The organism is Stenotrophomonas sp. (assembly GCF_050737075.1).
GTDB lineage: Bacteria > Pseudomonadota > Gammaproteobacteria > Xanthomonadales > Xanthomonadaceae > Stenotrophomonas.
Map to the genome: position 1 here is coordinate 11,778 of NZ_JBOHXV010000035.1, position 22,856 is coordinate 34,633.

The window sequence follows — 22,856 nt, forward strand, 5'->3', positions numbered from 1 at the left end:
CGCCGCCACGGAGAGGACTGCATGAGTGCCGTTGCCGACACGATGATCGAGCTGGACGGAGGCCTGTTCCTGATGGGCTCCAATGACCACTATCCGGAAGAGCGGCCCGCGCACAAAGTGCGGGTGGCACCGTTCCGGATCGATCGCTACCCGGTGACCAACCGCGAATTCTCGCGCTTTGTCCGCGCGACCGGTTACGTGACCGCTGCCGAGCGGCCGGCCGACCCGCGCGACTATCCGGGCGCGGACCCGGCGCTGCTGGTGCCCTCGTCGGTGGTGTTCGTGCAGCCGTCGCATCCGGTGGACCTGTCCAACACGCACAACTGGTGGCACTACGTCGCCGGCGCCGACTGGCGACATCCGCGCGGACCGTTCACCGGCCTGGATGGCCTGGATGACCACCCGGTGGTGCATCTCAATTACGCCGATGCGCAGGCCTACGCGGCGTGGATTGGCAAGGACCTGCCCACCGAGGCGGAGTGGGAGTTTGCCGCGCGCGGCGGCAACGACAGCGGTGAGTTCGCCTGGGGCGACACCCTGACGATTCGCGGGCGGCACCAGGCCAACACCTGGCAGGGCGAGTTCCCCTGGAACAGCCTGGACGAGGACGGCTACCGCTGGACCTCGCCGGTGGGCAGCTACGCCCCCAACGGCTATGGGCTGTACGACATGATCGGCAACGTATGGGAGTGGACCAGCGACTGGTACCAGCAGCATGACCAGCTGCCGAGCAAGCCCTGCTGCGCGATCGACAATCCGCGCGGCGGCGAACGCCAACGCAGCCATGACCCGAACGACCGCAGCGCGGTGCCGCGGCGGGTGATGAAGGGCGGTTCGCACCTGTGTGCGCCCAACTACTGCCGGCGCTACCGCCCGGCGGCGCGCATGGCCCAGCCCATTGATACCTCCACCTGCCATGTTGGCTTCCGGTGCGTGGAGCGTTGACCCCCTATGCGAGCACAGCACGAGGTGATTGCCATGCATGGACCATCGATCTCCCACTACCGCCGGCACAGCCTGGCGTGCGCCGTCCTGCTGGGCGCGCTGGCCGTGGTGGCCGCGCTGCCCGCGCACGCGGTGGAGGGCGGGCTCGGGCGCTCGATCACCGCCATGCAGATCACCTCGTATGTCGGCGTCATTCCGCCGGAACCGGGCATGCAATGGTCGCTGAGCTACGTGCAGTACGACGGCAAGATCCGCGGCAGCCGCCCGGCACCGATTGCCGGCCAAGTGTCGCTCGGGCTGGAGGCGGACGTGAGCCTGACCGCAGCCACCGGTGTTTACGTCTGGCCGACCAAGACCGGCAAGTGGAACTTCGCCTCGATGCTGACGGTGCCGTACATCACCGCCGATGTGACCGCCAACCTGCAGGGCCCGCTGGGTAACCAGGTGCGGACCACGGACAGCGCGTCCAACCTGTTCGACGTGTACTTCGCGCCGGTCATTGCCGGCTACCACATCGACCCGGTCCAGCACCTCTCGTTCGGGCTGTACGTCTATGCACCCACCGCCAAGTACACCCCGGGCAAGCTGGCCAATCCCGGCCTCAATGTCTGGACCGTGTCGCCTGCGGTCGGTTACACCCACCTGTTCCAGAAGGGCACGCTGGAGTTCAGCGTGATGGGCGGCATGGACTGGTACAGCCGCAACGACGATACCGATTACAAGAACGGCCTGGTGCTGCGTACCGACGCCCTGCTGGTCAAGCGCACCGCCAGCGGCTGGGGCTTTGGCGCGGCCGGTGGCTGGATACGGCAGGTGCAGGACGACGACGGCGATGTTGCCGACCGGCTCGGCGGGTTCAAGGGACGCTCCCTGGGCCTTGGCCCGGTGCTGACCTATGGCAAGAAGTGGTCCGGCGGCGAGCACGTCGACGTGTCGTTCCGTTACATCAGCGAGTTCAGCGTGCGCAACCGCTTCGAGGGTGACCCTTGGAGCGTGTCGATCAGCGCCGGCTTCTGACCCCCCCCTTGCGTCTTCCTGGAGACACGCTCATGGCTACACACGCACGTTTGCTGGGAGGTGGCGCCTGCCTGCTGCTGGTGCTGTACGCGGCACCCGTACTGGCCGCCGCGCCGGCAAAGGCGGTGCCGGCGGCAAGCGCTGCGGCAAGTGAACGCGACCCGGAGGCGCTGGCGGCGCTGGACCGCATGGGCGCGGCGCTGCGCGGGCTGAAGCAGTTCTCGCTGACCTCCGACGCCAGCACCGAGGTAGTGCTGCAGGATGGCCAGAAGATCGAACTCGATGGCGTGGTGACCTACAAGGTGAAGGCGCCCAACCAGCTGTTCCTGGAGCTGCGCAGCGACCGCCAGCTGCGCCAGCTGATCTATGACGGCAAGATCCTCACCGTGTACTCGCCGAGACTGAAGTACTACGCGCAGGTGGACGGGATGAGTGCCACGCTGGGCGAGCTGGTCGACAATGCCGCCACGCGCTACGGCATTGAAATGCCGCTGGCCGACATGTTCCTGTGGGGCACCGACAAGGCCCCCAAGACCGCCATCCGCAGTGCGCAGCATATCGGCGGCGGCACGGTGGACGGCGAGGCGGTGGAGCAGTACGCCTTCCAGCAGGACGAGGTGGATTGGCAGATATGGATCTCCAAGGCCACGTCGTTGCCGCGCAAGCTGATCATCAATTCGCTGGATGACCCGGCACAGCCGCAGTACCGCGCGCAGCTGCGTTGGGACACGCGGACGCCCGTGGACACCACCGCGTTCCAGTTCAGCCCGCCGGCAGATGCCGCGCGGATCAAACTGATGCCGGTCGAGGTGGCGGCGGCGGGACCCGACAATGACCAGGAGAAGTGACATGCGCGCATGGCAGAGGATTCGAAACGCAGGTCTGGTCGTGGCGGGGTGCCTGCTGCTGGTGCTGGCAACGGGCATCCAGCCGGTCAATGCCCAGCATGGCCACCGCGGCGGCGGCGCGGCGCGCGGCGGCGCGCACACCAACATCAACCGGCCGGTGCAGCGGCCGCAGGGCGGCATGGGCAATCGGGACCATAACGTGAACCACACTGTCGACCGCAACGTGAACCGGAACGTAGACCGCAACGTAAATCGCAATGTGAACGTCAACGTCGATTACCACGACCATGACGATCACTGGAACCGCTGGGACGACCACCCATTCGCCACCGCGGCCGCGGTCACCGCAGGGGTGGCGGTCACCTCGGCGGTGATCGGGTCCATCGTCAACTCGGTACCGCCCAGCTGCGTGACCACCGTGATCGACGGCATGGCGTACCAGCAATGCGGCAGCACCTGGTACGAACCCCGTTACGCCGGCACCACGGTGCAGTACGTGGTCATCAACCCGCCGCGCTGAGCATTGCGGAGGGTCCGCTGCGGGTGATCGCGTTGAAAGGGGGGTAGTCAACGGAGATTCCACATGCATGGTGTCCCGCACGAAGACAGGCCCGGGAGGCCCGAATGGTCGCGTTGAGCCGTGAGGCAGGAGAGGGCACGCGCGATGAGAAGCAGCTGCGGGCGGTGCTCAATGCATTGCCCATGGCGCTGCTGCTGATCGACCAGCAGGGCATTGTCCGGTATGCAAACTACCGTGCGGCAGCGCTGTTCGACCATGCACGCGACACTATGCCGGGAAGGGCGGTCGCAACGCTGCTGCCCGATGCCACTGGCGAAGCCTGGTCGCGGACCTGCAGGGCCGAGCCCGTCGACGGGCACCACGCCTGCCACGATGCTACGGCGCTTCGGGGCGGTGGAGCCCTGTTTCCCGTGGAGTTGTTGTTCAACACGCTGCGGCTCGATGGCGCGCTGTATGTGGTGATCGCTGTCAACGACCTGACCGGGCAGCGGCAGGCCGAGCAGGAGCTGGCGTTCGAGCGCGAGAGCATGGCGCATATGTCGCGGGTCACCCTGATCGGGGAGATCTCCGGCTCGATGGCCCATGAGCTCAACCAACCGCTCGCGGCGATCCTGAGCAATGCCCAGGCCGGGCTGCGGATCCTGCGCCGCGACCCGGGCGATGTCACGGAAATCCGCGAGATCCTGCAGGACATCGTCGACAACGACCAGCGGGCGGGCGAGGTGATCAGTCGCCTGCGTGGCCTCTTGCGCAGGGAGTGCCGCAGCTTCGGCACGTTGACGGTCAACGACCTGGTGCATGACGCAATACGGATCATCCGCAACGACCTGATCAACCGCGGCGTGGAGTACCGGCTTGACCTGGCCGTGCCATTCAGCCGCATCCACGGCGACGCGGTACAGCTGCAGCAGGTGCTGTTGAACCTGATCATAAACGCCTGCGATGCCATGGCCGACAGTCCGCGACGCGTGCTGACCGTGCGCACCGACAGGCCGGTGTCCGGGTTCATCCGCATCGAGGTGCGCGACACCGGCCCGGGAATCGCGGTAGAGCGCCTGGAAACCATCTTCGCGCCGTTTCACACCACCAAGCCCAATGGCATGGGCATGGGACTTGCCATCTGTCGCACGCTGCTGCGGGCCCATGGGGGAGATATCCATGCCGGCAACGTTCCGGATGGAGGGGGCTGCTTCCGTATCGAACTTCCTCTGCTGGAGTGATGCCATGACCGCTGTCGTACATATCGTTGACGATGACCCCGGCGTGCTGGTCGCGCTGGGACGCACGCTGAAGGCCGACGGGCTGGAAGTCGCGCTCAGCGCGTCGCCCGAAGACTTTCTTGCCCGTTACGATCCCACCCGCGCCGGGTGCGTGGTGCTGGACCTCAACATGCCGGGGATGGACGGCCTGGCGCTGCAGCGCCTGCTCGGCGATCGTGGCCAGCCACCCGTGTTGATCTTCGTCAGTGGCGAGGCCGATGTCGCCAGTTGTGCCTGCGCGATGCGTGCCGGCGCGCTCGACTTCCTGACCAAGCCTGTCGACGCCGGCCTGCTGTTGGACGCCGTGCTGCGGGGGATCGACGCCGACGCCAGTGCGCGTACCCGCCGCAGCGGCGAACAGGGGGCCGAGCAGTGTTACCTGGCCTTGACGCCGCGCGAGCGCCAGGTACTGCCGCACATCATCGCCGGCCGGTTGAACAAGCAGATTGCCGGCGACCTGGGCATTTCGCTGAAGACCACCAAAGTGCACAGGAGCCGGATCATGGTGAAGTTCGGCGTACGGTCGGTGGCCGCGCTGGTGCGTGCGGCCGAACTGGCGCACGTGGATCCCCGCAGTGGGTGAGGACCGCGGCGCGCGCCACGCTCACGCGAAGGCGAGCACCATCACCGTGCCCCACGTGGTCAGCAGCACGTGGGCGATGGCGACCGAGCCGGAATAGCCGATCACGGCGATCGAGCTGCCGGAGCGCTCCTGCAGCGCGGCCAGTGCGGCGGTGAAGGTCTGTGCGCCGGAGATCGCGCCCAGCAACAGCACCGACGGGATCTTCAGCACCTTGTGGCCGAACCAGAGGCCGCTCAGCAGCGGGGTCATGGTGACGACGATGCCGCCAAGGAACAGGCCCAGTCCATGCTCCTGCACGGCGGCGACGAAGTGCGGCCCCGCGCCCAGTCCGACCATGGCCACGAAGGCGGACAGGCCGTACGACTGCATGAGCTTGACGGCGCTGTCGGGCACCCGGCCGAACAACGGCCTGCGCGCGCGCAGGTGTCCGACCGCGATGCCACCCAGCAGTGCGCCCACGCTGCTGCCGATGCTGACCGATACCTGACCCAGCGGCACCACGGTGACGATGCCGAACACCGCGCCGAGAAAAATGGCGAGGCCCACGACCGTGAAGTCGGTTGCATCGGTTGCGTGCATGATCTCGCCCAGCTCCGCCGCAGCGCGTGCCACGGCGGGTTCGGGCCCAATCAGTTCCAGCATGTCGCCGCGTTCGATCACGGTCTGCGTGCCGATCGGCATGGACTGTCCGTTGCGCCGGATCGCGCGCAGGAACACCGCGCGCACGGCATCGGCGCGGGCGATCTCCTCCAGGCGGTGTCCCGCCCAGGTGCGCTTGTTGACCAGGACCTGGTGCGAGGCCATCGGAATGTCGAGGAGTTCGGGGTCGTCGACCTCCTCGGCGCGATCGCCGAGGACGTTCACCAGTGCCTGGCGCGGGCCTCCAATGGCAATGAGATCGCCGGCGTGGAGGCGGGTCTCGGGGCCGGCGTCGACCAGCACCTGGCCACGGCGGAGGCGGTACACGAACAGGCGCAGCCCCGGCAGCAGGCATTCGGCCTGGTCCACCCGCAGCCCGGCGATGCGGGTGCCGGCGGCGATACGGTAGGCGCGGGTGTCGAACGGCTGCCAGGCCGATGCGATGCCGGCCCGCACGCGCTCGATACCGTACTGCCGCTCCAGCGCCAGCGCCTCTTCGACCAGCCTGGCGCGCAGCAGGCGTGGGCCGATCACGTTGCAGGTCAGGATCACGCCTAGCGCACCGGCGACGTAGCACAGCGCATCGGCGACGCCGACGTGGGCCAGATAGCGGGCTTTCAGGGTCTCGTCGATGGGCAGGCGCTGGATCGCCTCGGTGGCCGTGCCCATCGCCGGCGATTCGGTCAGCGCGCCGGACATCATGCCCGCCGCAAGCCCAGGGTCCAGCTTCAGCGCGCAGGCGACCGCCAGCGCGGCGATCAGGCCCACGACCGGCATGAAGACCGCCAGCACGGCGTAGCGCCAGCCGTCGCCCTTCATCGCAGCCAGGAACCGCGGGCCGACCTCGTAGCCGATGCCGAACAGGAACAGCAGGAACACCAGCGATTTGGCCGTGGCCGCGACCGGTACATGGAAGGCCCAGCCCAGCAGCATGCCGGCCAGCAGCGAGCCGGTGACGCCGCCCAGGCTGAAGCCCTGCACCTTGACACTGCCGAGCCAATGACCCAGCGCGAGCGCAAGGTACACGGCCAGCTCCGGGTAGTGGTTCAGCAGCGATGCAATGCCATCCATGTGCGGCTCCAGAGCGGTGCGCGGATCAGAGTCCAGGCGGGTCGTAATAGACCAGCAGGCGCAGGTCGTCCAGGTTGCTGGACTGCGGACCCTTCTGGGTGACGTGCGCATAGCGCAGCCGCATCATCAGACCCTTGAGCGGCCCGTCGGCCACCGCCCACTGCGCATTGAGGTTGTACTCGTCCTTGGCGTATTCGTTGGGTGCGTCCGGATCGGAGCCGTCCACGTACAGCGCGTACAGGCTCAGTCCCTTGACCGATTGGAAGGCATAGGAGGCCCGTAGCAGCCAGGCACCTTCGCCATTGCGGTTGAAGTCCTCCACCTGCACGCTGGTATAGCCTGGATAGCCACTCCACGGGTTCTGCATGTTGGTCCCGCCGCTGGCACGGGTATAGCCGGTGGTGAACAGCGCACCCTTGTACGCCAGTTCGGCTTTTGCGCCCCACTGGTGCGCGGAGAATTCGTCGCCCTTCAGCAGGTTGTCACCGGCGCTGTCCTGGTCGGAATACTGCAGCGCCAGGTTGAGGCGGGCGGTGTCGCCGACGGGGAGGGCGTACTTACCCTCGGTGTAGAAGATGCTGATGATGTCGTTGCTGTGGTAGTAGATCGCACCGGCGCTGAGTTTGCCCTGGGTGTAGTTGGCGCCGAGGGTGTAGACGCCGCGGTCGACCCACGCAGGGGCACCGGCGTCCTTGGCCATGGAAACGAACGTATCCGAGTTTCGTTCCTTGATCTTGTCGAAGTAACCGGCGCCGAACTTCCATTGTGGCGTGCCGTCGTCGCCCCCGTAGACACCCTGCACGGCGAGCGCCTGGAAGGTATTGGGGGTCATGCGCGCATCGTTGCGGTTCACGTACGGGGTGTCGATGCCGAAGCGCCCGAGCTTGAGTCGGGTGTCCTGGTTGAGCAGGAATTCACCGTAGACCTCGCCCAGCACGGTATAGCCCTTCTGCCCGGGCTTGAGCAGCAGGGTGCCGTCCTTGTCGTCGGGGCCATACAGCCGCTGGGAGGTGTAACCGGTCGCGGCCAGTGCCAGGCGCTCGCGGAAGTAGCCGGTCTTGAACCCGGCAGAGCCGCCGAGCGCCCAGGCGCTGCTCTGGCTGTCGTCGTACTTGTCGCGGTCCAGGTAGAACGTGCGTGCCTGCACATCGAAGGTGGTGTCCTTCCACGCTTCGCGCCGGGTTTCGCGGATCCATGCGGCGCGATCGCGTGGCACGAAGGCCGCGTCGAGCGGGGTCTGGCCCTGTTCGGTGGAATCCGGCGGGGCGTCAGAGGGCGCGTCCGGGGCCGTTGCAGGCGTCTGGGCCTGCACCCCTACCGGCAGCCAAGCCGCTGCCACCGCTGCCAGCACACGTGCGATCGGCTTCATCTCGGTCTCCTAGTTCGACAGCACCATCGCGAAGTAGCCGAATACCGTGTAAAGCACACCTGATACGGCATAACCCACCGGGAAGCCCACCCACGGCACGGTGCTGTCGATCTCCTTGGCGGCCTCGCGCGCGGGACCGGAGTGCGAGCGCGAACCGGCCACGCCGCCCATCAGCACGGCCGGGTTGATCTTGAAGAAGTGGTAGCCGACGGCCCAGGTGATGAAGGGCGGGATGGTACTGGCGACGAAGCCGGCCAGGAAGATCTTGACCGCGATGGCACCGGTCAGCTGCTCCAGCAGGGTGGCGCCGGCATTGATGCCGACGATGGCAATGAAGGTCACCAGGCCCAGGTCCTCCAGGATGTTGCGCGCCGCATTGGGCGTACTGCCGAAGAAGCGCAGCCGCGACACCACCGAGGACACCAGGATGCCCGAGAGCAGCAGGCCGCCGGCGTTGCCCAGCCCGACCGAGAAGTCGCCGATCGGCACGTTGATCTTGCCGATCAGCAGGCCGAGCACCATGCCCGCCGAGAGCGTCAGCAGGTCGGTGGTGGTGCTGGGGCGGGCGATCTTGCCGAGCAGGCTGGCGGCGCGGTCCACCGCGCTCTTCAAGCCGGTGACATACACCACGTCCAACCGCTTGAGCTCGGTTTCCGCGCCCGCCGGAATGGGCTCGCCAGAGCGTTCCAGGCGGGTGACCTGGAGTTGGCCGGCGAAGTCTTCACCAGCAAGACTCTTCAACGGCTTGCCGGCGAACTCCTTTTCGGTCACCAGGATCTCGGCCTGGTCCAGCGGAATGTTCAGTGCCTTGGGGTCGTCCACTTCGGCACCGACCAGGCCGATGTTGGCCGTGAGGTCCTGCAGGCGTCCACCGAGTGCGATCACATCGCCCTGCTGCAGCACCAGGTCGGGGTCGGCGCCAAGAGTGTCGTCGCCGCGCCGCACGTTGACGATGCGGTATTGCGGGTAGCTGCGGCGGAAGTCGGCGATGCTCTGGCCGGCGGTGCTGGCGTTGTCGAGCCGATACGCGCGCAGGCCACCGCCACGGTAGCCGGAAAGCGCGGCGTCGTCGACGTTGCGCACGCCGTGTTCCTGTTCGTACTCACGGGCCGCCTTGCGCGCATCCACGCCCCACCAGCGCGGCAGGTACTTGCAGATCAGGATGATGCCGACCGTGCCCCAGATGTAGGTGACACCGTAGCCGAGCGCGATCATGCCCGACACCTGTTCGGCAGTCGTGCCGGGTGGCAGTTTGTACGCGCCTTGTTCGACGGCCATTTCGGCGGTGCCGATCGCCGCGGACATGGTCTGCGAGCCGGCCAGCACGCCACCGGCCGCGCCGGACGGCAGGTCGAGCAGTCCGGACATCAGCACCACCAGCAGCAGGCCGAGCACCGCGCAGATCACGGCCAGGATGGTGAAGGTGATGCCGTCCTTCTTCAAACTGTTGAAGAACGCGGGGCCGACCCGCAGGCCCACGCCGTACATGAACAGATAGTAGAAGAGCGACTTGGCGAAGTTGTCCAGCTGCAGCTTCACCCCGTAGGTGGAGGCCCAGGTGGCGAGCGAGCAGCCGACCACCACCGCAGCGGCGACCATGCCCAGGCCGTAGCCCTTGACGGAGAACTTGCCGACCAGCACCGCCATGCCGACCGTGAAGAACAACAGAATGTAGGGGTTGTCAGCCAGAAACTGGAAATAGCCTTGCATGATGTGTGCTCCTGTCCGGAAGACGGCGGTTCACTGCAGGGAACCGGCACGCAGGCCGGCCAGCGCATCGGGTGTGATCAGCTTGATTCCCTGCGCGGCGTGATAGCCGTGGATCTCCTTGACGTCCAGCTTGCGCATGAAGGCAATGGTGTCGGCGGTGATGACCTGGCCGGGCACCATGATCGGGAAGCCCGGCGGGTAGGGGATGACGAAGTTGGCCGACACCATCTCGGGGCCCTCGGCCAGGCGTCGGTCCACCTCCTCGCTGTGCAGCCGCACGAATTCGCAGTTGGCTTCTTCGTAGGCCATGAAGAAGGCCGGGCGCATGTGGCCTTCGTTGCTGGCCCCGTCCGGCGCCTCACGGAACGCGTCATGGAAGCGGCTGAAGTTGGGCAGGTCGGGGACGTCGGTCATCAGCGCGCGTACCCGGTCGGCGAACACCTGGCGCCCGCCGGCGCCCTCCTGCGCCAGCCGCGACTCGATCTCGCGTGACAGGTCGGCCAGCGCCTTGATCAACAGCGCGGCATCGCTGTGGGTATTGTTGATGTTGGTCTGTACCAGGATGCTGTTGCGCGAGGTCTTGTTGATCTGGATGTCGAAGCGTTCGGCGAGCAGGCCCTTGAACTGGGTGCCGTCGAAGCCGGCCGCGCCGCAGATCACGGTCAGGCGGGTGGGGTCCAGCGCGAACTCGTCTTCGTTCCATGCCTGCAGGGTGTCCACCCAGCTGGCATTGGGAGGACCGTAGTCCCGCAGCCCGGAGGCGCGATATTCGGCCGGAATCATGTCTTCCGGCGTGGCCACGTGGAAGTACGTCGAGATCAACGGATGGCTGTTGATGGTGCGGCGCAGGCGCAGCGCCAGGTCGGTCATCTTCAGGGTCAGGCCATAGCCTTCCAGCTCCATCTGCCGCCGTGCCAGGTCGAGCGATGCGATCAGCTGCAGGTTGGGCGAGGTCGAGGTGTGCGCGAAGAATGCCTCTTCGAACGGGCCTTCCACCTCATGGAAGTCCTCGTCCCACACCAGCATCATCGAACCCTGGCGGAACGCGGACATCGACTTGTGCGTGGAGTTGGTCTGGTAGACGCGGATGCGCACCCGGTCGGGGTCGGGCAGCAGGTGTTCGTCCAGCTGGGTCGGGTCGCCCGGGTCGACCTCGCCCCGGCGCGCCTTCCAGGCGTCGTACTGCTCGCGATAGGCCTTGCTGCGATAGCGTTCGGTCAATGCCGCCGCCGCACCCAGACCGGTCCGCCGACGGTGCAGCGGGCTGAACCGCGCGAAGCCGAACCAGGCCTCGTCCCACAGGAAGATCAGGTCCGGCTTGATCGCCAGGCATTCCTCCATCACCCGCTGCGGGTTGTACATGTGGCCATCGAAGGTGCAGTTGGTCATGTCGATGACCTTGACCCTGTCCAGCTTGCCGCCGGCGCGGCAGTCCAGCAGCGCCTGTTTGATGGTGCGCAGCGGCACCGCGCCGTACATCGAGTACTGCGTCAGCGGGAAGGCTTCCACGTAGTAGGGCTGTGCGCCGCTGAGCACGAAGCCGTAGTGGTGTGATTTGTGGCAGTTGCGGTCGACGATCACGATGTCGCCCGGCTTGCACACGGCCTGCACCACGATCTTGTTCGAGGTGGAGGTGCCGTTGGTGCCGAAGTAGGCACGCTTGGCGCCGAAGGCGCGGGCGGCGGCGGTCTGGGCGCGTTTGATGGTGCCGGTGGGTTCGAGCAGGCTGTCCAGGCCGCCTGTGGTGGCGGAGGACTCGGCGAACAGGATGTTGGTCCCGTAGAACTGGCCCATGTCGCGGATCCAGTTCGAGCCGAAGATCGACTTGCCGCGCGCGATCGGCAGCGCGTGGAAGGTGCCGACCGGACGCAGCGCGTATTTCTTCAGATTGTCGAAGTAGGGCGTTTCGTACCGGTCGGCGATGCCATCGAGCAGTGCCAGGTGCACCTCCATCGGCTCTTCGACATGGTGGAACACGCGGCGCAGGGGCGCGGCTTCGTCGCTGCCGGCAAGCCGCTCCGGCGAGCGGTCGGTCAGCAGGTACAGGTCCAGTTCGGGGCGGAAGCGCTTGATGGCGCCGGCCAGCGACGTCGACAGCGCACCGGCCGCGGACGGTTCGGGATCCTCGCCAAGGCTGCGGGCGAGATACTGTTTGAGATCCGGCACATCGAGCAGCGAGGCGTAGCGGAAGCCATCGACGATCACCACCGCCTGCAGGTCCGCATTGACCATGGCGGCCAGCGCGGCGTCCTCGTAACTGCCGGCGTGGGCGACGGCGTAATGGAAGGCGTCATCCCCACGGCGCAGGGCGCGCATCTCGTCGCGGGCGCGTTGCCACAGTGCCGGCTCGTTGGGCGTGACGATCAGCACTTCGAAGTAGGGCTTGTCCGGGGCACCCAGCAGGTCCGGCGGCACCGCATCGAGCAGGGTGCGGTCGCCGTCCTCGTCGGCGTTCCAGGCCTGCTCGTCGCGCCGGTAATCGCCAGACAGGATCGCTGCGGAAAGCTTGCGTGCCAGCCGCGCGAACTGCACGGCATCGTTGCCGTCCAGCGCGGCGCCCAGCGCCGCCAGCAGGCGTTCGCCCGGATACGCCCAGCACTGCTCCAGGGGGCGCAGATCGGCCAGGGAGTTGGCGCAGGCGGTGCGCCGCCCGCCGCTGTCGGTACCCCCGTCGGCCCACGCCCGCGCGTACGCATTGAGCTGGCGCCAGTGATCGGCGCGCATCGAGGCGGCGGCCAGCACCGTGGACAGTTCCGGCTGGGCGGCAGGGTCGGCATTCATGGCAAGGCTCCGGTGAGGTGACGGAAGGAATCGAGCGCGCGCCACGAGGCGGGCGCGGCGGCCACTACGGGGCGCAGGCTAGTCCCCGCCCACGTGCACTGGAATTGGCCCTTGGGGCCATGCCGGGCTATGGCCCCAAGGGCCAATTGCGGGTGCGCCGGACCGCGCCTAGCGTGGTCCACCATCCCCGTGACGGAGCCGACCCATGTCCACGCGCACCTTGCCCCGCGCCACTGCCTGCATGCTGTTGCTGCTGGCGTCCTTCACCGCGCTGACCGCGGCCGCGGCGGATGCGGACAGGACCAAGCTGAAGGGCGTCATCACCGCCGTGCAGGGCGACACCATCACGGTCGTCGACCAGAGCCACACCGCGCACGCGGTGCACGTGTCTGCCGACACGGTGTACAAGAAGACCAAAGGGCTGACCAATGTCATCCACGAGAAGACCGACGCCAGCGTGCTGGCGCCGGGCCTGCCGGTAACCGTGGAAGGCAGCGGCGACGGCAACGCGCTGGCGGCAAGCGAGATCCGCTTCCGTTCCGAGGACCTGCGTACCACCCGCCAGATCCAGGCGGGCATGGCACCGACCAAGGCAGAGGTCGGCGCGATGAACCAGCGCATGGATGAGTTCGGCACGTACGAACAGCTGGACGCGGCGGAAGTCACGTTCGGCTCGGGCAGCGCCGCGCTCTCGCCCAAGGCGCGCGCCGACCTGGATGCATTCGCCGCCAAGGCAAAGCAGACCCACAACTATGCCGTGGTGCTGCAGGGCTTCACCGATTCCACCGGCAATGCCGCCGCCAACCAGCGGCTGAGTACCCAGCGTGCCGCGGCGGTCGCCAACTACCTGCAGCAGAACGCCGGGCTGGCCCCGGGCCGGGTGCGTGCCGGCGACGGCATGGGCGTCGCGCCCGATGCCGGCAGCGGCAGCAACGGCGCGGCACGCAAGGTCGTGGCCAAGCTGGTGGTCGACAAGGGCGTACAGGCGGGCGTCAAACCCTGACCCCGCGCTGCGGGTGCACTGCGCATTGGAGTGGAGGTCGCATGCTTACCTACCTGACATGGGCGAGGGTGCCCACGCTGCTGCTGACGCTGGCCTGCGCGTCGCTGGCGGCAGTACCCGATGCTGTCGCCGCACCGGCACCGGCACCGGCACCCGCCAAGACGGGGTCCGGCGAAGCTGCATTCACGCGCGAGCAGCTGGACCAGATGCTGGCGCCGGTGGCGCTTTACCCGGACGCGTTGCTGGCCCAGGTGCTGATGGCGTCCAGCTATCCCGGCGATGTCACCGACGCGGTGGCGTGGTCCAAGGCCCACCCGGATGCCAAGGGCGAAGACGCGGTACGCCAGGTGGCCAACCAGGCCTGGGATCCCAGCGTGCAGTCGCTGGTCGCGTTCCCGCAGCTGCTGGCGGTGCTGGGGCAGGACCCGGCCTGGGTGCAGAAAATGGGCGATGCGTTTCTGGCCCAGCCCGACGCGGTGATGGACGCGGTCCAGCGCCTTCGACGGCAGGCGCAGAGCGCCGGCCACCTCGACTCCAACGAACAGCAGAAGGTCAGCGCCCAGCCCGGCGTTGCCTCCGCCCCGCAGACGATCGTGATCGAGTCGGCCGATCCGCAGGTGGTGTACGTGCCCAGTTACAACCCCAGCGTGGTGTATGGCAGCTGGGCCTATCCGGCGTACCCGCCGTACTACTATCCACCGCCGCCGTATTACTACCCGGGCGGCGCGCTGCTCAGCTTCGGCATCGGGGTGGCGGTCGGCGGTGCGCTGTGGGGCGACCTGGACTGGGGGCACGGCGACATCGATATCGACGTGAACCGCTACAACGAATTCAACAGCAACCGCCAGATCAACCGCAACGACAGCAAGTGGAAGCACAACGCAGCCAACCGCGATGGCGTGCCGTATCGTGACGGCGCCACCCGCGAACGTTTCGACGGCGCGCGCGACGGCGCCCGCGATGGCGCCGCCCAGCGGCAGGCCTACCGTGGTCGTGACGATGCCCGTGCGGCCGACCGCGACCGCGCACGCCAGTCGCTGGAGCAGCGCGGTTTCGACACGCCGGCCACCAGCAACCGCGAAGCGCGCGACCGTGCCGGCGCCTCGCAGCGCGAGCTGGGCCAGCGCCCCGCCGGTGCGCAGGGGCGGGCACACGCCGGTGACAACGCGTTCCGCAACCAGGGCGGGGCCAACCACGGTCGCCCGCCGGGCAGTCGTCCTGAGAATGCCTTCAGTGGCACGCGCAATCCCGGTCAGTCGATGGGCGACGCCAATCGCGGGCATCGCAGCGTGCAGAGTTCGCAGCGTCCCGCCGCCGCGCGCCCGCAGGGGCGGCCAATGAGCCGGCCGGCCGCTCCCCGTGGTGGTGGTGGCGGCGGGCGCCGTCGTTGATCGGAGATCTGCCATGAGTGTTCGTCTTTCCGCATTGACCGTGGCCTGCCTGCTGCTGGCTGCGCCGGCGTGGGCACAACAGGCCTATCCCAGTGCCGCCGCCGTGGCCGACGCGCTGGTGACGGCGCTGCAGGCGCGCGACCAGCACCCGGAACAGGTGTCCGTCGTGCTGGGCGCCGACTGGCAGGACTACGTGCCGCGCGACGACATCGAGCGCAAGGACGTGGACACCTTCATCAGCCAGTACCAGCGCCACCACGCGATCAAGCCTGCCGATGACGGCCACGCGCAGCTCAGCGTGGGCAACGAAGGCTGGACCCTGCCGGTGCCGCTGGTGAAGAACGCCGACGGCTGGGCCTTCGACCTCGCGGCCGCCGCCCCGGAGCTGCGCGCGCGCCGGATCGGACGCAACGAGCGCGAGGCGGTGCAGGCCGTGCTGGCCTACCAGGATGCGCAGCGCGAGTACGCGCGGCAGGACCGCAACAACGATTCACTGCCCGAGTACGCCACCCGGCTGCGCAGCACCCCCGGCAAGCACGATGGCCTGTACTGGCCGGCGGATGCGGCGGGCGAGAGCCCGTTGGGGCCCCTGTTCGGTGGCGAGACCCCCGACGACGAATGGCATGGCTATCACTACAAAATCCTGCTGGGACAGGGGCCCTCCGCGCCGCGCGGTGCCTACCCCTACACGGTGGCCGGCGCCATGACCCGCGGCTTCGCGCTGGTGGCCTGGCCGGCGCGTTACGGCGACAGCGGGGTGATGAGTTTCACCATCAGCCATGCCGGCCAGGTCTATGAGAAGGATCTCGGCCCGGACACCGATCAGGAAGCGCGCGCCATGACGCTATTCGACCCGGACAGCAGCTGGACCGAGGTCGATACCCCGGACAGCGGTGCGCCCTGAGCACGTCGCCTAGCGCGCGTCGTCCGGCGGCAGCGGCCGGCCCTCCCAGTAAGCCTTCGGCACCACCTTGGCCTGCTCGGGGTCGCCCTCGTAGTTCGGCGACATGATCTGCACCCCGGCGGCATTGAACGCATCCTGGATATGCGCGTGCAGCGCACTGCGCACCTGCCAGCGGCGCTCGACCTCGGTCACGCGTACACGCAGCACGTAACGCACCGCCATCTCGCCCAGCTCGGACTGGGCCACGTGCGGCGGCGGTTCGGCGAGCACGCCCTCGGTGGCGGCGGCGGCCTGCAGCAACAGCCGATGCACCTGCCGCCACGGCGCGTCGTAGCCGATCGTCAGCGCACTCTCCAGCCACAGCCCCGGACCCTGGGGATCGCGCGAATAGTTGCGCAGCTCGCCCGACAGCACGACGTTGTTGGGAATGCTGATCTCCACCCCCAGCGGCGTACGCAGCCGGGTGGTGAACAGGCCGATCTGCAGCACCACGCCTTCGGTGTCGCCCACGCGCACCACATCGCCGACCATCATGGTGCGCGAGTACAGCAGGGTGAAGCCGCTGGCGGCCTGGCCGACGATGCTCGACGCGCCCAGCGAGACCATCAGGCCGACGAACACGCTCAGGCCCTTGAATGCGTCGGTCTCGGCGCCGGGCAGGTAGGGGTAGGCCATGGCCAGCGCGAACAGCCAGATCATCACGGTGATGATGCGGCGGGTGGGCTCGGCCAGCGGCTGGTCGATGCCGACGAACTGGAAGCGGCCGCTGGCCACTCCGTCGAACACGATGCGCACCGCCTGCACCACCAGCCGCGCGGCCAGGAAGATCAGGGCGGCGGTGAACAGGTCGGGCAGGGCCTCCACCACACCACGGCCGAACCGGGCGAACCGTTCGGCGATCCAGCCGCCCATCGCCTGCGACCACGGCTGGGTATAGGGGAATCGACCGAACACGAAGCGCAGCCACTCCTCCAGCACCACCAGCACCACCAGCCAGCCGACCAGCCGGCCCAGGCTGCGGGCGCTGGTCACCAGCCCCAGCAGCAGTTGCCGCGCCGACACGCTGCGCAGCTGCTGCACGCGCTGCTGGACCCAGCCGTCCACGCGTCGCCGCAGGCGCCGGCTGCACCAGCGCAGCAGCCACAGCACGCTGCCGGCGACGGCCGTGGCCAACAGCGCCCACGCGGCCCCGGCCAGCAGCCGTTGCGGCAGGCGCGCCTGTTCGGCGGCGCTCAGTGCCGCCTGCATCTGCGCCACGGTGCGGTCACGCAGTTCGGGCAGTGTCTCGTTGCGCAGCGCGTTGCAGTCGGCCGGCGTCAGCACGGTGACCAGCTGGCCACCGGCCAGGATCACCACGCCCTGCGCCACGGGTTGGGTCTGCAGCGTGGCCTTGCCTGGGAGGTCCACGATCCGGTCCAGGTTGGCCTCGGTCGCGCGCGCCCGCATCGTGGGAGTGTTGCCATACAGCGGCGCGCGGAAGGTCACCAGGTCGCGGTTGAACCAGCGTGCCGTGGCGGGCGGTGGCGCGGCGCCGGCGATGAAGGCGCAGGCCAGCAGCCAGCACCCCAGGGCGACGCGCAGCAGCATGCCGGGCAACCTCATGGCGATCAGAACCGGTAGATCACACCGACCCGCACGCCGCTGTCGATGAAGCGCAGGTTGCCGTCCAGGCGGGAGGCATCCACATCCGCTTCGATGCGTCGCACCGTGTAGTCGAGCGAGAAGCCCCAGTTCTCCCACGGGAAGTACTCCACGCCACCGCGACCGAAGGTCACGTCCGCGTCCACGTCGTTGAGGCTGGCACTGAAGTAGCCGGCATCGGCGCTCAGCCGCCAGTGGTCGGAGGGCGCCCAGCGCCAGCTGCCGCCGATGGTCGGTGCCGGCAGGTCGGCGTTGACGTTGTTGCCGGCGCGGGCGGTGAGCGGATTGCCGTTGACGTCGGCGGTGGCCGACAGGTCCAGGTCCATCTGGTACCAGATCAGGCCGACGCGCGGGCCCAGCGCCCAGCGTTCGTCGCCCCATGCCCACCACGTGTAGTAGCCCTCGTAGGCGTCCAGATCGAATTTGGCGCGGATGCGGGTGTGGGTGGCGTAGTGCTCGCCGTTGAAGTCGATGTCGCGGTCGGTATTGCGCTCGGCGTCGGCACTGTCGCGGTACCAGGACAGGCCGAACTCATGCTTTTCCCAGGGACGCCAGGACAGCGCGACCACGCCGATGGCGTTGTTGTTGTCCAGGCCCAGGTCGCGATTGAGGTCGATGCGGGTCCCTTCGCCGGTCTGACCATCGGCGCGCACGCGGGTGTCGAAATCGGTGATGTAGCCGCCGACGCGGACACTGAAGGTGTCCAGGGGTTCGACTGCCCAGCAGGGGCCGCTGGCCAACAGCAGCAGGAAAGAGGGCAGCAGGTAAGGGTGTTTCATGACGGGCTCCCGGATGCGCGGTGGGTCATGGGGACCGGTCGGCGCTGCGCAGGCCGACCAGGCGGGCGACCAGCAGGGCCAGGTAGAGTTGGCCGGCAATCGCTTCGAGCGTGGCCAGCCCGCGCGCGACCTGGCTGACCGGGGTGATGTCGCCATAGCCCAGCGTGGCCAGGGTGACGAAACTGAAGTACATCGCCGTGCCGATGCCCAGGCCGCCCTGCGTGCCCTGGCCGGCAACGGCCATGGAGGCCGGCGCGATCGCGGAGAGGGCGGCGAACACTACGCCGCCGCACACGCCCAGCAGCAGGTAGGCACTCAGTGCGGCGGCCAGGTGTTCGCTGCGCACGCGCGTGCTGGACAGCGAGAAGCGCACCGCGTGCCAGGCGGCGACCGTGGCCAGCAGGCCCCACAGCACCGCACCGGTCATGGCCACCGCGCCGCCGGCGTCGCTGGCCCACCAGCGCAGCACCTGTGCCACCACCACCAGTGCCAGCAGCACATGGCGCTGAAGGCGCTGCCCGATCGGGAACAGCGCGGCCAGCAGGCTGGCGCACAACAGGCATTCCATCAGCCGGTGGCCGATCGACAGCGCTTCCAGCAGCGGGCCAAGCGTCACCGTCACCAGCAGCGCACCGAACAGGAAGGTGTAGCGATGGCGGTGGATCAACAGGGCGGGCGACGGGCGCATGAGGGGTCATGTTCCTGCGTCCGGCACGAACCAGAACAGCGTCGCCAGGATCACGTAGAGGCCCAGCAGCTGCACGCCGCGCAGCCAGTCGGCACGGCCATCGCTGGCGACCTGCCCGGTGATGATCACCGCCACCAGCACGCTCAGCACCAGGCCGGGGCCGAACAGCAGGCTCATCGGCTGCGGACCGACCACATAGCTCAGCAGCACCAGCAGCGGGGCGACCAGCAGCGCCAGCTGCACGCCCGAGCCCAGTGCGATGGAGAGGCTCAGGCTCATCTGGTTGCGGCGCGCGGCGACCAGCGCGGTGGCCTGTTCGGCGGCCCCGCCGATCACCGCCAGCACGAACACGCCGGTGAACGCGTCGGAGAACCCGAGCTGCTGGCTGGCCGGCTCGACCACGCCGACCAGGATCTCGCTCATCCAGATGATGCCGATGCTGGTGCCGGCCAGCAGCAGCATGGCACGCCCATTGGACAGGCTGGCATCGTGCGCGTGGCCTGCGGCGTGGTCGCTGTCGCTGTGGGCGCCGGCACCGCGCAGGGTGAACACCACGGTGGCCAGGTACACCAGCAACAGCAGCACCGACAGCACCAGGCTGATCGACTGCAGTGACGCTTCGGCACCGGGTACCACCGCCCGGTAGGACGCGGGCAGGATCAGGGTGATCACCGCCAAGGTCAGCATGGTGGCCTGCATGCGCGCGTTGGCGGCGTCGTAGCGCTGCTGGCCGTGGCGCAGCCCGCCGAGCACCATGGACAGGCCGAGCACGAACAGGATGTTGCCGATAATGGTACCGGCGATGGAGGCCTTGACCATGCCATGCAGGCCGGCGCGCAGCGCGGCCAGTGCGATGATGAACTCGGCCGCGTTGCCGAAGGTGGCATTCAACAGCCCGCCGATGCTCGGGCCGAGGCGGGCGGCCAACGCCCCGGTGGCGCGCGACATCAGCGCGGCCAGCGGGACGATCGCCAGTGCGGTGGCGCCGAACACAAGCAGCGCGTTGCCCGGCATCAGATGGTGCAGGACGATCGCCAGCGGAACCAGCAGCAGCATCCAGTACATGCGCACCTCAGTCCGATGACGGCGAAGGCGGCGCGCTGGCCGCCACGGGGTCCTGCGCGGCGTGGTCGCCGCCCAGTGCCAGGTACAGATCCACACGGCGGCTCAGCCGCTCGCGGCGCACGCCCAGCAGCGCCGAACGCGCCGCCAGTGCCTGCATCTCCTGGCTGGTCACCGCGCGGTGGTCGGCGCGGCCGATCCGCTCGGATGCGCGGGTCTGCTCCACCACCTGCTCGTTGTTGGCCAGCACATCGCCAAGCAGCTGTTCGCGCTGCGCGAGCACGCGCTCGGCGGTCAGCGCGTCCTCGACCTCGCCCAGCGCGAGCAGGGCACGGCGGGCGTAGTCGGCCACCGCCTGCTTCTGCTCGGCCGTTCGCAGCCGCACCTGGCCGGTGAGCGCGCCGCCGGTGTACAGCGGCATGATGCCGGTCGCCGAGACGCTGGAGGTGGTCTGTTCCAGGTCGTCGCGGGTGCGTACTGCGGCATTGCTCAGCCGTCCGTAGCCGGCCGAGAGCGTGAGCGTGGGCAGCATCGCCGCGCGCGCTTCGCCGACCCGGTCGAAGGCGGCGGCGACGCGGCGTTCGGCCGCGTACAGGTCGGGCCGCCGGTTGAGCACGTCGATCGGCATGCCGGCCGGCACCTCGCCGGGCAGCGTAGTGAGCGCGGCCGGCGCGGCAAGGGTCGCGCCGGGGTAGCGGCCGAGCAGGATCTCCAGTGCACGGGCGGCACTGTGCGTGGCCAGGTCGGCCTGCTGCCGCGCGTCCAGGTAACCAGCCGCGGCGGCACGCGCGGCCAACGTTTCATTGGTGCTGCCGGCACCGACGCGTTCGCGTTGCGCGGCCAGGCCGACCAGCTGTTCGCCGCCGGCGGCCATCTGCCCGGCGATGTCGTACTGCAGGCGTGCCTCGGTGGCGGTGAACCAGGCGCGTGCCACGCTCGCCGCGAGCGATTGCTGGGCATAGCGGTAATCGGCATTCTGCGCGTCGCTGGCGGCCATTGCCGCGTTGCGTGCATAGCGCAGCCGGCCCCAGAGGTCGATCTCCCAGCTCAGGCGCAGCATCAGCCCGCTCAGCAGCGGCACCAGGTCGGCGATGGGCTTTGAGCCGCCCCGGCCAATCAGCCCGATCGCCGGGCGCAGCTGCGCCTGGGCCATGTCGACCTGTGCGTTGGCCTGTTCGACCCGCGCCGCCGCGATCAGCAGATCCGGGTTGCGCGCCAGCGCCTCATGCACCAGTGCGGTGAGCTGCGGGTCGGCGAAGGCATCCAGCCAGCCACGATCCACCTGTGCCTGGCTGGCGAGCGCCGACCAGTTCGGCGGTATCGCCACCGTGGCCAGGGCCTCGCCACGGATCTGGTCGCTGCCCGGTTCCGGCGCGGTGGCGCACCCGCCCAGCACGAGGGCGAGCGCCAGGGCGAGCTGGCGAAGCCGGGCAGGGCGATGGTGGCAGCGCGACGGGGTCATGTCAGTGCAGCTTGAGAACCAGCCAGTCCAGCTTGCTGCCCACACGCAGGATCACCCGGCGCACGATGTGGATCAGCGTGCCGTGCTCGGTATAGATGGCACCCTGGCCCTGCGCGCCCATCGCGATGAACACGTCGCGGTCGCGGCCGTCCGGGCGCAGGCGCACCGCGATGCGTCCCGGCGGGAGCGGGGTGGCGCCGGTCTGCGGAATCATGCCGCTGATTGGGAGCTGGCCGGTGCCCGAGGCCCAGACCACCGAATCGACCCGGCACTTGATGATGCGGTTCGGGTACACCTTCAGCGCGATCTCCGCCTCGTTTCCCGGCGCGACGTTGCCCAGTTCGTTCTGCGAGAACATGGCCAGGATCCACTGTTCGCGTTCGACGAAGGTCATCACCGGCGTCAGCGGCAGGCTGGCGGCGTACGAGCCCTCGCGCAGCTGCAGGTTGATCACGCTGCCGTCGGCCGGCGCCCGCACCACGGTCTGCTCCAGCTGCCAGCGCGCCTCGACGATCTGGGCCTGCAGCTGGACCATGCTGGCGCGGGCCTGGGCGACCTCGGACAGTTCGCCCTCCTTGGTCTGGGCGGACAGTTTCTGTTGAACCTGCGCCATCTGTGCGGTGGTGGACACCAGGTCGGCGCGCAGGCTGGCCGCTTCGGTCTGCGCCTGCTCATGGTCGAAGCGGCTGCCGGCGCCGCTGCTGGCCAGTTCGCCGGTCTGGCGCTGGCGGCGTTCGGCCAGCTGCAGGCGTACCACCAGTGCCTCGCGGGTGGCGCGTGCACCACGTAGCTGTTCGCCCAGCTCGCGCTGGTAGGCATCGGCACTGTCCACCTTGGCCGACAGCTCCGGCAGCTTCGCTTCCAATGCCGCCAGCTGCTGCTGGTAGGGCACCGGGTCGATGCGGAACAGCACGTCGCCCTTGCGCACGGGGCGGTTGGATTCGACCGGCACCTCGATCACCCGCCCGGTCACGCGCGGCACGATCTGCACCACGTAGTTGATCGCACGCACGTCCGACGACGACGGTGCCACCACGTTGAGGATGAGGATCAGCGCGGTCATCGCGAAGATGGGCAGCGAGATCACCACCACCTGCGAGACGAAGTTCCACGGTAGCCACTTGAACTTGAAGAAAATCAGCCAGACGAAGAAGGAGTAGATGAGCAGCAGGATGACTTCCATG

General features: G+C 68.4%; 19 protein-coding genes. 9 read left to right on the forward strand and 10 right to left on the reverse strand.

Going from position 1 to position 22,856, the window contains the following annotated elements; all coding sequences use genetic code 11:
- Positions 1 to 21 precede the first annotated feature (21 nt).
- From ACREPD_RS10460 to ACREPD_RS10485, 6 genes are all read left to right on the forward strand, one after another.
- Positions 22 to 945, forward strand: a complete 924-nt coding sequence (locus tag ACREPD_RS10460) for a formylglycine-generating enzyme family protein (RefSeq protein WP_431599276.1) — start codon at positions 22 to 24, stop codon at positions 943 to 945.
- A 33-nt stretch (positions 946 to 978) separates the two neighbouring features.
- On the forward strand, positions 979 to 1,962 hold the full coding sequence (locus ACREPD_RS10465) for a SphA family protein (protein ID WP_431599277.1): 984 nt from the start codon (positions 979 to 981) through the stop codon (positions 1,960 to 1,962).
- A gap of 32 nt (positions 1,963 to 1,994) precedes the next feature.
- Positions 1,995 to 2,810, forward strand: a complete 816-nt coding sequence (locus tag ACREPD_RS10470; protein WP_431599278.1) for a DUF2092 domain-containing protein — start codon at positions 1,995 to 1,997, stop codon at positions 2,808 to 2,810.
- Position 2,811: 1 nt separating this feature from the next.
- Entirely contained in the window at positions 2,812 to 3,330 is a 519-nt protein-coding gene (locus ACREPD_RS10475) for a hypothetical protein (protein WP_431599279.1), read from the forward strand.
- Between the two features lie 104 nt (positions 3,331 to 3,434).
- The gene (locus ACREPD_RS10480) at positions 3,435 to 4,550 is read left to right on the forward strand and encodes a sensor histidine kinase (protein ID WP_431599280.1); all 1,116 of its coding nucleotides are present in this window, start codon (positions 3,435 to 3,437) and stop codon (positions 4,548 to 4,550) included.
- 4 nt (positions 4,551 to 4,554) lie between these two features.
- Positions 4,555 to 5,172: a response regulator transcription factor gene (locus ACREPD_RS10485; RefSeq protein WP_431599281.1), complete on the forward strand. Its 618-nt coding sequence runs from the start codon at positions 4,555 to 4,557 to the stop codon at positions 5,170 to 5,172.
- Between the two features lie 21 nt (positions 5,173 to 5,193).
- Here ACREPD_RS10485 and ACREPD_RS10490 read toward each other — a convergent pair whose 3' ends face one another.
- Genes ACREPD_RS10490 through ACREPD_RS10505 form a run of 4 tightly spaced genes read right to left on the reverse strand, consistent with a single transcriptional unit; the run spans position 5,194 to position 12,742 of the window.
- Positions 5,194 to 6,882, reverse strand: a complete 1,689-nt coding sequence (locus ACREPD_RS10490; protein WP_431599282.1) for a hypothetical protein — start codon at positions 6,880 to 6,882, stop codon at positions 5,194 to 5,196.
- Positions 6,883 to 6,907: 25 nt separating this feature from the next.
- Entirely contained in the window at positions 6,908 to 8,251 is a 1,344-nt protein-coding gene (locus ACREPD_RS10495) for an OprD family outer membrane porin (protein WP_431599283.1), read from the reverse strand.
- Positions 8,252 to 8,260: 9 nt separating this feature from the next.
- On the reverse strand, positions 8,261 to 9,961 hold the full coding sequence (locus ACREPD_RS10500) for an aspartate:alanine exchanger family transporter (RefSeq protein WP_431599284.1): 1,701 nt from the start codon (positions 9,959 to 9,961) through the stop codon (positions 8,261 to 8,263).
- 30 nt (positions 9,962 to 9,991) lie between these two features.
- Positions 9,992 to 12,742 (reverse strand): hypothetical protein, encoded by a 2,751-nt coding sequence (locus ACREPD_RS10505; protein ID WP_431599285.1) that lies wholly within the window; start codon positions 12,740 to 12,742, stop codon positions 9,992 to 9,994.
- Positions 12,743 to 12,947: 205 nt separating this feature from the next.
- Here ACREPD_RS10505 and ACREPD_RS10510 point away from each other — a divergent pair, with 205 nt between their 5' ends.
- Genes ACREPD_RS10510 through ACREPD_RS10520 form a run of 3 tightly spaced genes read left to right on the forward strand, consistent with a single transcriptional unit; the run spans position 12,948 to position 16,040 of the window.
- Entirely contained in the window at positions 12,948 to 13,745 is a 798-nt protein-coding gene (locus ACREPD_RS10510; RefSeq protein ID WP_431599286.1) for an OmpA family protein, read from the forward strand.
- 41 nt (positions 13,746 to 13,786) lie between these two features.
- Positions 13,787 to 15,136 carry a DUF3300 domain-containing protein gene (locus ACREPD_RS10515; RefSeq protein WP_431599287.1) on the forward strand — a complete coding sequence of 450 codons (1,350 nt, stop codon included), beginning with the start codon at positions 13,787 to 13,789 and terminating at the stop codon, positions 15,134 to 15,136.
- Positions 15,137 to 15,149: 13 nt separating this feature from the next.
- Positions 15,150 to 16,040, forward strand: a complete 891-nt coding sequence (locus ACREPD_RS10520) for a DUF2950 domain-containing protein (protein ID WP_431599288.1) — start codon at positions 15,150 to 15,152, stop codon at positions 16,038 to 16,040.
- Positions 16,041 to 16,049: 9 nt separating this feature from the next.
- On the opposite strand, the gene ACREPD_RS10525 is transcribed toward ACREPD_RS10520, so the two are convergent.
- Genes ACREPD_RS10525 through ACREPD_RS10550 form a run of 6 tightly spaced genes read right to left on the reverse strand, consistent with a single transcriptional unit; the run spans position 16,050 to position 22,855 of the window.
- Positions 16,050 to 17,627, reverse strand: coding sequence for a mechanosensitive ion channel family protein (locus ACREPD_RS10525; RefSeq protein ID WP_431599289.1), 1,578 nt, complete (start codon positions 17,625 to 17,627; stop codon positions 16,050 to 16,052).
- Positions 17,628 to 17,647: 20 nt separating this feature from the next.
- Positions 17,648 to 18,460 carry a hypothetical protein gene (locus ACREPD_RS10530; protein WP_431599290.1) on the reverse strand — a complete coding sequence of 271 codons (813 nt, stop codon included), beginning with the start codon at positions 18,458 to 18,460 and terminating at the stop codon, positions 17,648 to 17,650.
- A 25-nt stretch (positions 18,461 to 18,485) separates the two neighbouring features.
- The gene (locus tag ACREPD_RS10535; RefSeq protein ID WP_431599291.1) at positions 18,486 to 19,148 is read right to left on the reverse strand and encodes a potassium channel family protein; all 663 of its coding nucleotides are present in this window, start codon (positions 19,146 to 19,148) and stop codon (positions 18,486 to 18,488) included.
- Between the two features lie 6 nt (positions 19,149 to 19,154).
- Positions 19,155 to 20,213 (reverse strand): calcium/proton exchanger, encoded by a 1,059-nt coding sequence (gene cax, locus ACREPD_RS10540; RefSeq protein ID WP_431599292.1) that lies wholly within the window; start codon positions 20,211 to 20,213, stop codon positions 19,155 to 19,157.
- A gap of 7 nt (positions 20,214 to 20,220) precedes the next feature.
- Positions 20,221 to 21,672 carry an efflux transporter outer membrane subunit gene (locus ACREPD_RS10545; protein ID WP_431599293.1) on the reverse strand — a complete coding sequence of 484 codons (1,452 nt, stop codon included), beginning with the start codon at positions 21,670 to 21,672 and terminating at the stop codon, positions 20,221 to 20,223.
- Position 21,673: 1 nt separating this feature from the next.
- Positions 21,674 to 22,855, reverse strand: a complete 1,182-nt coding sequence (locus tag ACREPD_RS10550) for an HlyD family secretion protein (RefSeq protein WP_431599294.1) — start codon at positions 22,853 to 22,855, stop codon at positions 21,674 to 21,676.
- Position 22,856 lies beyond the last annotated feature (1 nt).